Consider the following 9481-nt stretch of genomic DNA (forward strand, 5'->3'; position numbering starts at 1 on the left):
GCGCTGTCTGTGTGGTCCGCGAACCCACCGCCCCCGCTCCCCGCCCCTCGCTCCCACCTTGCTGCCCGCCCTACCCCCGCCCTGATCCGTGTCTCCCTTTGCTCTGCACCCGTCGGCGCACCACTCACGGTGGGTGACCGTCGCATCGGCGGGTGCAGAGCAAAGGGAGGATTCCGGGGCCATCGACCAAGAGCGCAGGCCGGCCGCCGGGGTGGGTTTGACCGATTCCGCCCCGGGTAGCTGATCGACGTGACCGACGACTCACCACTGGCCGACGAGCCGGACACCCGGGCACTGGACGACCTGCTCGACGGCATCTTCCGGGCGCAAGAGCGGGTTGAGCAGGCGGAGATCTACCGCCAGGCGGTGGCCGCCGAACTCCCACCGGAGCTGCTCGCCCGCATCGACGCGCTGCCCGAAGGTGAGTATGCGGTGGACGAGGCCAGCGACCTGCTGGGCGGCTCGGTCGGCTGAGCGACCGCAGAAGGGACACCGACATGGCACGCCACGAGGACCACGACGAGAAGGTGCCGGCGCTGGGGCAGCCCCCGAAGGGCAGGGACACCACGCCCGAGCCTGACTTCGCCAACGAGCACGACAGGACGGCGGTGGACCGGGACATCATCACCGGGGCGGACGAGGACGAACGGGAGCCGGAGTCACCGCACGGTTGGTCCGGCATGCAGCGCTGAGGCGTACGACAGCGAAGGGGGCCGGCGTGTGCCGGCCCCCTTCCCGTGTCCTGTGTTCGTCAGTCGTCGTCGTGCCCGCCCTCGGCGGCCTGCTGCGCCGTCGCGTACGCCATCTGGAGGAAGTCGGACGCGGCAACCGCCGTCAGCGCGGTGGCCACCAGGCGGGTGAGCCGGGGCGCGAGCACCAGGCCGCCGGTCAGCCCGGTGGCCACCCACACCGCCAGGCAGAACGGGCAGCTCAGCAACTCACCGATGGCGTGCCGGGTCGGGCTGCCCGAGTCGCGGACCTGCTCCATCACCTCGCCACTGCCGATCGGGCGGTCGTAGCGGGTGAACGGCGCCCGAAGTGGGCTGGTCACCGCGTCCTTGGACAGCAACCGGCTCAGCTTGTGCGTGGCGATGCTGAGCAGCACCACGTCGGACGGGGCCGGCCGCTCCGGCACCGGCCGGCCGGTCGCCTTGACCAGGCCGGCGAGAGCCCCCGTCACCCCGGCGTAGGCGCCCATCGCCACCAGGTAGCCGCCGAGCGGCCGGTGCTCGTGCGGCGCGTACGCCCGGCGCAGCCGGGCCGCCTTCTGCCGCAGGTCAGTGTCGCTCACCCGATCTCCTCACATGTCGTGGTGGTGCGGGATCGGCGTCCCGCGTGGCCGGCTCAGCCGGCCTGGAGGTTGTCGGCGACCTCACGTGCCAGGTTGGTGAGCGCCTCGTCGACCAGTTGGTCCGGACCGGGCCCGCCCGACCCGTCGGCCAGGTCGAGCTGAATCCGGGCACCGCCGGAATCCGCCGGCTCGACCCTGAGCTCGGCGGACCAGTCGTCGGCGTCGCCGTCGCCCCACCGGGCGCACAGCTCCTCACCACTGATCTCCGCGGCGGGGTTGCCGTCGCCACGCAGCGGCTCCGGCAGCCAGGCCGACGCGCGGGCGGGGTCGGTGGCGGTGCTGAAGACCACCTCGGGTGGAGCGGACATGCCGCGCACGGCGCGCGCCGGCATCATGCGTCCCGCAGGCGGCTGGGATCGACCTCACGGCCCGGGTGCCGGGCCAGGTACTCGGTCTCCAGCTCCGCCGTGCGCCGCAGGTGGTTGGCGAGTGCGGAGTCCGCCGCGTGCCGCAGGGTGTCCAGGCGGGTGCGGTGCAGGCTGTGCAACTCGCGGATCAGGTCCTCGTCGGTCAGCTCCGTCGGGTCGACGCCGAGCAGATCGCCGTCGAGACCGGGAGCGCCGGCCGGGTCGGCGAGCTGGTCGCCGCCCCACTCGGGCACCCGCTGCTCCGGGCTCATATCCGCGCTGCCGCCGGACGCGAAACCGTCCTCACGTACCGATCCGGTCATGATCGCCCCCCTTGATCTCGTTTGGGCTGGCATCTAGACGATTGCCCAGGCGTGGTGATGCCAAACCACGCCGGTGAGGCGACATCTACGACACGGTGTCGGAGACCGGCAGCGTCCCCGGTACGCTCGATGCCATGAGGCGGCTCTGGACCCCGGCGTGGATCGCGCGTCACGTGGCCATGGTCGTGCTGGTCGTGGGCTTCCTCGGGCTGGGCTGGTGGCAGATCAGCCGGGCCGCTGCCGGCAACAGCCTGAGCTGGGGGTACGCGGTCGAGTGGCCGATCTTCGCCGGCTTCGTGGTCTACGTGTGGTGGCGTGAGGTGAAGCTGGCCCGCCGCCGGGAGGCGGAGGCCGACGCGCCGCCAGCGGGTCCGGCCGTCGAGCCGACGCCGGCGGTCACCACCGGGTCCCGACCGGCGGTACGCCGCCCGGTGCGGGTGTCCCGGGTGCCGGCCACCGGCGAGGTCGCCGAGGACACCGACCTGGCCGCCTACAACCACTACCTGTCATGGTTGAACGCCAATCCGGGCGCCCGGCCCGGTGACTATCCCGGCTGAGCCGGGCTCGGAAGGACGGACGACGGTGGGCCCTGCCCTTACCCGGTACCGCGTGATCGCCTGGATCGTGGGCGTGGTGCTGATCCTGCTGGTCGTGATCGGCATGCCCTTGAAGTACGCGTTCGACAACCCGGTCGTGGTGGAGACGGTCGGGCCGGCGCACGGCTTCCTCTACATGATCTACCTGGTGGCCGCTTTCGACCTGAGCCGTCGAGCCGACTGGCCGCTGAAGCGGATGCTGCTGGTGATGCTGGCCGGCACCGTGCCGTTCGTCTCGTTCTACGCCGAGCGTCGGGTCAGCGCCTGGTTGTCCGCGCCGCAGCAGGAACGGGCTCCGCAGCCGGTCGCTCGCTGAGCCTGCGGAACGGCCGCGGGCCGACGCCACCTCGGCGCCGGTCCACCCATCGGGTCAGCGGTTGGGCCGCCACGGGTCAGCTGAGGCGAGCGGGTCCCTCCAACCGCCGTAGCGGTTGACCTCCCGGGCCCGCAGCAGTGACCGGGCGACCTGGCCGAACTGCCGTTCGTCGTCGGCGCTGAAGAGCAGCACCTCCGTTCCCTGGTACCACCCCCACAGCTCGTGCGGTGGTGGGCGCCAGCGATCGCCGACCAGGGCGAGAGCGGCCGGGAGGAGGAACACCGCGCCGAGGATCAGGTACGCCTCGGCGGTGAGGCGTTGCAGGCCGCCGGTGAAGCCGAGGAGCACCCCCACACCGCCGAGCATGCTGGCGGTGATGACGACGGCCCGGACGGCGACCCGGTCGTGCGGGCCCCGGGTGGTACGCAGATGGGCCAGGTCGGCGACCCGGTAACTGTTTCGACCGACGGTGAACCGGTCGACGGTCACGATGATGCCGGGCCGCGCGTACAGCAGCGTCGACCGGGCGCCCGGCACCGTTCGCGGCGGTCGCGTCTTTGCGCCTTCACGATTCACGGTTCCTCCCGCAGGGGACGGTTGGCCGAGTGGACCGCTGGTGACAGTTGTCGCTACCTGTCGACGGGATTCCCGGCTCCGGACTTCATTGTGTTCGGGCACTGCCAGTCGACCTGGGCATTTGCCGGCTCCCGACAGCCCCCCACGGCCGAGTGACATCGCCTAGAAACAGCATCCATTTCAGCTTTTAACGGTTATGGCGGCCAGGAATCCGGCGGCATACGCCCGGAACGACGAAGGTCATATATCCCTCGTTAGTTCGTGAAACGGACGGTGTTCCCCTCGCCCGCAGGCGTCATCAGCCACGATGGACGCCACCCAGCCCAGGGGCCCGACCCGCAACTCTCCCAACTTTCGCCCCTGCTTCAACTGCGAGCGACATCCGTCCCGGGTTAGGTTGGGGAGCCGGTTCGGCCCAGTGCCGTCCGCCCGGATGGCCCCGGCCGGTGTCGTCGAGGGCGTCAGCAGCCCCGACGGCCGTGGGAGAGGGGCCTTCCGCTCTTGTCATCCCTGAGAAATCTGCTGCGCACCGTGGCGCTGGTCGGCATGTCGGCCGCGCTGATCGCCCCGACGGCGGTGGCCCAGGCCGAGCCGTCCCCCGCCGACCTGACCCGCCGGATCGAGACGTCCTCGGCCGAGTTGGAGCGGGTCGTCGAGTCGTACAACAAGCTGCGTGAGGAGATCAAGACAAACGAGGCCGCCGTGGCCCGATTACAGACCCGCATCGGCCCGCTCGAACAGCAGGTCGAGCAGAGCCGGGCCGACGTGGCCGAGCTGGCGTCCACCGCGTACAAGAGTGGCGGCCTGCGCACCGCGGAGGCCCTGCTGCGTTCCGGCGGCTCGGCCGCCCTGCTGGACCGGCTCGGCACGATCGAGCAGTTGACCCGCCAGCGGCAGCAGAGCATCTCCGGCTTCACGGCCGACCAGCAGCGGCTGCTCGACGAGAAGACCCGCCTGGACGCGACCCTGACCCGGCAGGCCGCGCAGGCGCGCCAGCTCGCGGCGGGTAAGAAGAAGATCGAGCAGGACCTGGCCAAGCTGTACGAGCTGCGCCGGCAGGCGTACGGGGCCGCCACCGAGCGGCCCCAGCCCGCGGCGGCAACGAACGAGGCCAAGAACGTGCCCGCCGTGTCCGGTGCCGCCGGCACGGCGGTGCGCTACGCGTTCGGCGCGATCGGCAAGCCGTACGTCTGGGCCGCTGACGGCCCGAACGGCTACGACTGCTCCGGGCTGACCTCGGCGGCCTGGCGGGCGGCCGGGAGGTCCCTGCCGCACAACACCCGGATGCAGTGGAGCGCTGTCGCCCATATCGGGCAGGGCGACCTACGCCCCGGCGACCTGGTCTTCTACAGCGGGCTCGGGCACGTCGCCCTCTACGTGGGCGGCGGTCAGGTGATCGACGCGCCCAGCGCCGGTCGCAACGTGCTCAAGCGCGGCATGAACATGATGCCTATCCAGGGTTACGGCCGGGTTCGCTAACCACGACGGCAACGGCGAACGGCCGGCGTCCCCCTATCGGACGCCGGCCGTTCGCCGTTATTACTACCAGGTCAGGCTGCCTGCAGCCCCTCCGCACGGGCCAGCTCACGGAGCCGGCCGAGGGCCTGGATCTCCAACTGCCGGATCCGCTCGCGGGACAGCGAGAACCGGGATGCGACCTCGGTGAGCGAGTGCTCCCGGCCGTCCTCCAGCCCGTAGCGGGCCCGCATGATGCCGGCGGACCGGTCGTCGAGGTGGTTGAGCAGCCCCTCGATGCGCTGCCGCTCCAGGCCGCTGAGGACGATGTCCTCCGGCGACGGCGCGTCACTGTCGGCGACCAGGTCGCCGAGGCTGGTGTCGCCATCGTCGCCGACCGGGGTGTCCAGCGAGACGGTGTCCTGCGACCAGCGGCGCAGCTCGTTCACCCGCTCGACGGTGACGCCGAGGGCGGTGGCGATCTGCTCCGGCTCCGGGTCGCTGCCCAACTCACGGGTCAGCTGCCGAGCCACGTTGCGCATCCGGTTGACGTCCTCCACCAGGTGCACCGGCAGACGGACGGTGCGCTCCTGCTGGGCGATCGCCCGGCTGATCGCCTGCCGGATCCACCAGGTGGCGTAGGTGGAGAACTTGTAGCCGCGCTCGTAGTCGAACTTCTCGACCGCCCGGACGAGGCCGGTGTTGCCCTCCTGGATCAGGTCCAGCATGGGCATCCCCGAGCGCACGTAACGCCGGGCGATCGACACGACCAGTCGGAGGTTCGCGCGGATGAAGAGGTCCTTCGCGCGCTCCCCCTCGACGACCAGCCACTCCAGGTCGGCCCGGTCGACACCGGCGGGAACGGCGTCCGCACCGAGCAGGTGCTCGGCGTAGAGGCCGGCCTCGATCGCCTTGGAGAGCTCTACCTCCCGGGCGGCGTCCAGCAGTGGCGTCCGGGAGATCTCGTGCAGGTAGACGCCCACCAGGTCGCGTTCCTCGGCGACCTGATCGGTTCGCATGCCGATGTTCTTGTCCACGTTGCCCACGGTCCCCTCGCTCGCGCCGGTTGCCCGGTTCCTTGCCATTCCCCACACCTGTCAGCCCCTGGTAACTTCTGCTGTGCCCATCGGTGCTGACACCTACACAACAGATGAGACGTGTCGGGGATTCCTCGTCGTGAGTCGAAAGTGTCACGAATGCCTGAGTAGTAGCTGAGAGCACGATCCACGTTTGCTGTCAGCACCCCATCGGGTGGCTCGCCACTGGGCACCACGTACGGGTTACCGCACCATGGCAACACCGCCCGCCGTGGGGGCACAGCGACCCGGGTCACCACCACGATGCGATCCTGGTCACTGCCAGATACGCACCGGTGGACCGGTCGGTTCATTCACTGGGGTGTCATTACCCCCCGGCCAGATGAACAATCCGAGGCCCCGTTCGCTTCCCGGGGCGGGGGCGCTAGGAGGCGAGCAGGGCGAGGGCGCCGCGCACCTGGTCGGCCGAGCGGGCCAGCGCGACGCGGGCGGCCTCGATCTCAGCGCCCGAGACGAGGGAGACGAGCGCCGTCTTCAGGTCCCCGTCAGCCTCGGTGAGGGCCTGCCGGGAGAGTTCCTCCGAGCAGCCGGTCGCCTCGACCAGAATTGAGATCATCCGGCCGCGGAGTTTCGCGTTGGTGGCGACCATATCGATCATGAGGTTCGAGTAGACCCGCCCCAGGCGCACCATGACGGCGGTCGAGAACGTGTTGAGCACCAACTTCTGTGCCGTGCCCGCCTTCATCCGGGTCGAACCGGTGACCACCTCGGGTCCGGTGTCCACCCCGATGAACACGTCGACCGACCGAGCGGCCTCCGCCTCCGGATTGGCGCAGAGCAGCACCGTCGGGGCGCCCTTGGCGCGGGCTGCGGCGAGCGCCCCGAGGACGTACGGCGTGCGTCCGCTGGCCGTCAGACCTACCACCAGGTCACCGGCACGTACGCAACTGGCCGCTTCGACCGCGCCGCCCCGGTCATCGTCCTCGGCGTCCTCGACGGCCCGCCACATGGCGTCCGGGCCGCCCGCGAGGTGCGCGCAGAACCAGTGTCGGGGCGAGTTGAAGGTGGGGGCCAGTTCCGCCGCGTCGAGCACGCCCAGCCGGCCGGAGGTGCCGGCCCCGAAGTAGTGCACCCGGTGACCGCCGCGAAGCGCCTCGACCGCCAGGTCGACGGTGGTGGCGATCTCGTCGAGCACCGCGGCGACCGCCGCGGGCACCCTCCGGTCCGCCTGGTTGATCACGGTGAGCACGTCCCGGGTCGACATCAGGTCGAGGTCGACGCTGAGCGGGTTACGCCGTTCGGTGGGGGCGCCCACCCGGACCGTCGGGCGAGCGGGCGGTGCGGGCATCTCCGCACCGGCCGTCATGCCCGCCTCCGGTTGGCACCCACCCGGTGCGACTGGACCGCCTCGGCGGTCGCCTCCAGGGCCTTGCGGGCCCGGGCCCGGTTGCGGGCGGCCACCCCGACGAAGAGGCAGTCGACAACTGTGAGCTGCGCAAGTCGGCTGGCCGTCGCGCCGGAGCGGTAGGTGGTCTCCCGGGCCGCCGTGGTCAACACGAAGTCCGCCACGTCGGTGAGCGGCGAGCGGGGGAAGTTGGTCAGCGCCACGGTCGCGGCACCGCGGGTACGGGCCTGCTCCAGCACCTCGATCACGTCGGAGGTGGTGCCGGTGTGCGAGATGCCGATCGCCACGTCCCCCCGGCCGAGGAGGGCGGCCGAGGTCAGCGCGGTGTGCACGTCCGGGAAGTAGAAGGCGATCCGGCCGATGCGGTGCAGCTTCTGCTGGAAGTCCGAGGCGACGAATCCGCTGGCGCCGGCGCCGTAGATGTCGATTCGACCGGCGCCGCTGATCGCCTCGACCACCTGCTCGCAGACGGCCGGGTCGAGTTGCTCGGCGGTTTCCTCGACGGCGCGGGCGTCGTTGAACGCAATGGTGGCGATGATCTGGGCGAGGTCGGCGCCGGGCGGGATGTCACCGCCGACCACGCGGGCGTCCGGTGGCTCGATCCGGCGGGCGGCCTCGGCGGCGAGGCGGATGCGCAGTTGGGGGTAGCCGTCCATGCCCACCGAGCGGCAGAACCGGATGACGGTCGCCTCCGACGTCTCGGCTGCGGTGGCGAGGTCGGTGATGGTCCGCCGGGCGGCGGCCGCCGGGTCGGACACGACCAGCCGGGCGACCCGCTGTTCGGCGGGCGACAGCGACGGCAACAGCCCGCTGATGTGGACGATCAGCCCACCGGGCTCGTGACTCGCAGAAATCTTCGGACTCTTCGCCACGGGTGAAACTTACTTTCACCAGGCGTGAGCGTCAACTATGACTGTCCGAGGTGGGAGAAACTTCGATCGCCGGGATCACCGGTCCCGCACAGCCTGCCACTTTCCCAGGATCGCCGCCTCATCCGCCGGGTCGAGTCCACCCTGCCGGACGGTCGCCGGGTGCGCCGCCATCCAGGACGCGGTCGCCCGAACGGTGTCGGCCAGCGGCCGGACCGTCAGACCGCCGGCCAGGGCCGGTCGAACGTCCCGGTCCATCAGGCCAGCGGTCTCCGGCAGTCGCACCCACAGCGGCAGCGACCGCTCCCCCGACCACTCGCGTACGTCGTGGGACAGCAGGAACTCCTGATCGACCCAGGTGAGGACCGGATCGGCGACATCCAACCCGGCGGCCACCCCGGCCAGCAGGTCGGCCCGGGACATCGCGGGACCGGTGCCGTCGTACGTGCCGCCGAGACGGGTGTCGGCGGCGTACAGCAACCAACGCGCCAGATCGGCGACGTCCACGAACTGCACCCGGTCGGTCGGCCGTCCGGGTGCCAGCACCTCGCCACCGGCCGACAGTCTCCGCACCCAGTACGGGAAACGGTCGCTCGGGTCCTCCGCGCCAACGATCAGCCCGGCCCGGCAGATGAACGAGCGGTCCACGCCGACCCGCTCCCGGACCAGCTCCTCGATGCTCACCTTGCACTCGCCGTACCAGCGGTGGTCCGGGCCGATCGGACCGTCCACGTCCGGCGGGGCCGGCGCCAGCACCGGCGCGTCCGCCGCGGTCTGGCCCGGGGTGGTGTGGTCGGCGTACACCGAGATCGTCGACACGAACGACCAGTGGCCGACGTGGTCGGCGAGCGCGGCGAGCGCGTGCCGGGCGTGGCTGATCTGGCGGGTCACATCCACCACGGCGTCGAAGCCCTCGGCGGCGAGCGGGGTGAGCGCCTCCGGATCATCGCGGTCAGCCGACACGAACCGCGCCCCGTCCGGCACCGCGCCGGACACGCCCCGGGCCGCGCAGGTCACCTCGTGACCCTGCTCGACGGCGAGCTTGGCCGTCGCCCGGCCGAGGAATTGGGTGCCACCGAGAATCAGGATCCGCATGCACCGATCCTGCGCCCGCAACACCCGAACGAACCAACCACTCTGCCCACGGCAGACCGCGATCATGAAGTTGTTGCCACTCGGACCGGCGCGTCGCGGCAACAACTTCAT

13 protein-coding genes are annotated in these 9481 nt (G+C 71.1%); 5 read left to right on the top strand and 8 right to left on the bottom strand.

Going from position 1 to position 9481, the window contains the following annotated elements; translation table 11 throughout:
* The first annotated feature begins 240 nt into the window (after positions 1–240).
* Both ABZU52_RS30500 and ABZU52_RS30505 read left to right on the top strand, forming a co-directional pair.
* Positions 241–474, top strand: a complete 234-nt coding sequence (locus ABZU52_RS30500; protein ID WP_354974404.1) for a hypothetical protein — start codon at positions 241–243, stop codon at positions 472–474.
* 23 nt (positions 475–497) lie between these two features.
* Positions 498–692 carry a hypothetical protein gene (locus tag ABZU52_RS30505; protein ID WP_354974392.1) on the top strand — a complete coding sequence of 65 codons (195 nt, stop codon included), beginning with the start codon at positions 498–500 and terminating at the stop codon, positions 690–692.
* Between the two features lie 59 nt (positions 693–751).
* Here ABZU52_RS30505 and ABZU52_RS30510 read toward each other — a convergent pair whose 3' ends face one another.
* The 3 genes from ABZU52_RS30510 to ABZU52_RS30520 are packed head-to-tail and all read right to left on the bottom strand — an operon-like array spanning position 752 to position 2021.
* Entirely contained in the window at positions 752–1291 is a 540-nt protein-coding gene (locus ABZU52_RS30510; RefSeq protein ID WP_354974393.1) for a DUF1360 domain-containing protein, read from the bottom strand.
* A gap of 53 nt (positions 1292–1344) precedes the next feature.
* Positions 1345–1683 (bottom strand): SRPBCC family protein, encoded by a 339-nt coding sequence (locus ABZU52_RS30515; RefSeq protein WP_354974394.1) that lies wholly within the window; start codon positions 1681–1683, stop codon positions 1345–1347.
* Entirely contained in the window at positions 1683–2021 is a 339-nt protein-coding gene (locus ABZU52_RS30520; protein WP_354974395.1) for a DUF6158 family protein, read from the bottom strand. The genes ABZU52_RS30515 and ABZU52_RS30520 overlap by 1 nt, the downstream gene beginning before the upstream one ends.
* A 134-nt stretch (positions 2022–2155) precedes the next feature.
* On the opposite strand from ABZU52_RS30520, the gene ABZU52_RS30525 reads away from it, so the two are divergent.
* On the top strand, positions 2156–2578 hold the full coding sequence (locus ABZU52_RS30525; RefSeq protein WP_354974396.1) for a hypothetical protein: 423 nt from the start codon (positions 2156–2158) through the stop codon (positions 2576–2578).
* Positions 2579–2603: 25 nt separating this feature from the next.
* Positions 2604–2933, top strand: a complete 330-nt coding sequence (locus tag ABZU52_RS30530; protein ID WP_354974397.1) for a DUF3817 domain-containing protein — start codon at positions 2604–2606, stop codon at positions 2931–2933.
* A gap of 54 nt (positions 2934–2987) precedes the next feature.
* Here the strand turns inward: ABZU52_RS30530 and ABZU52_RS30535 are convergent, their stop codons facing one another.
* The gene (locus ABZU52_RS30535) at positions 2988–3509 is read right to left on the bottom strand and encodes a DUF6232 family protein (RefSeq protein WP_354974398.1); all 522 of its coding nucleotides are present in this window, start codon (positions 3507–3509) and stop codon (positions 2988–2990) included.
* A 501-nt stretch (positions 3510–4010) separates the two neighbouring features.
* Here ABZU52_RS30535 and ABZU52_RS30540 point away from each other — a divergent pair.
* Positions 4011–4988 (top strand): NlpC/P60 family protein, encoded by a 978-nt coding sequence (locus ABZU52_RS30540; protein WP_354974399.1) that lies wholly within the window; start codon positions 4011–4013, stop codon positions 4986–4988.
* A 71-nt stretch (positions 4989–5059) separates the two neighbouring features.
* Here ABZU52_RS30540 and ABZU52_RS30545 read toward each other — a convergent pair whose 3' ends face one another.
* The 4 genes from ABZU52_RS30545 to ABZU52_RS30560 all read right to left on the bottom strand — a co-directional run.
* Positions 5060–6049 carry a sigma-70 family RNA polymerase sigma factor gene (locus ABZU52_RS30545; protein ID WP_354974400.1) on the bottom strand — a complete coding sequence of 330 codons (990 nt, stop codon included), beginning with the start codon at positions 6047–6049 and terminating at the stop codon, positions 5060–5062.
* Between the two features lie 376 nt (positions 6050–6425).
* Complete coding sequence (murQ, locus tag ABZU52_RS30550; RefSeq protein ID WP_354974401.1) at positions 6426–7367, bottom strand: N-acetylmuramic acid 6-phosphate etherase; 942 nt, start codon at positions 7365–7367, stop codon at positions 6426–6428.
* Positions 7364–8278, bottom strand: coding sequence for a MurR/RpiR family transcriptional regulator (locus tag ABZU52_RS30555; protein WP_354974402.1), 915 nt, complete (start codon positions 8276–8278; stop codon positions 7364–7366). The genes murQ and ABZU52_RS30555 overlap by 4 nt, the downstream gene beginning before the upstream one ends.
* Before the next feature lie 75 nt (positions 8279–8353).
* The coding region (locus ABZU52_RS30560; protein ID WP_354974403.1) for an NAD-dependent epimerase/dehydratase family protein at positions 8354–9481 on the bottom strand (1128 nt) is incomplete at its 5' end.

The sequence above is a fragment of the Micromonospora sp. NPDC005220 genome (assembly GCF_040607895.1).
Lineage (GTDB): Bacteria > Actinomycetota > Actinomycetes > Mycobacteriales > Micromonosporaceae > Micromonospora.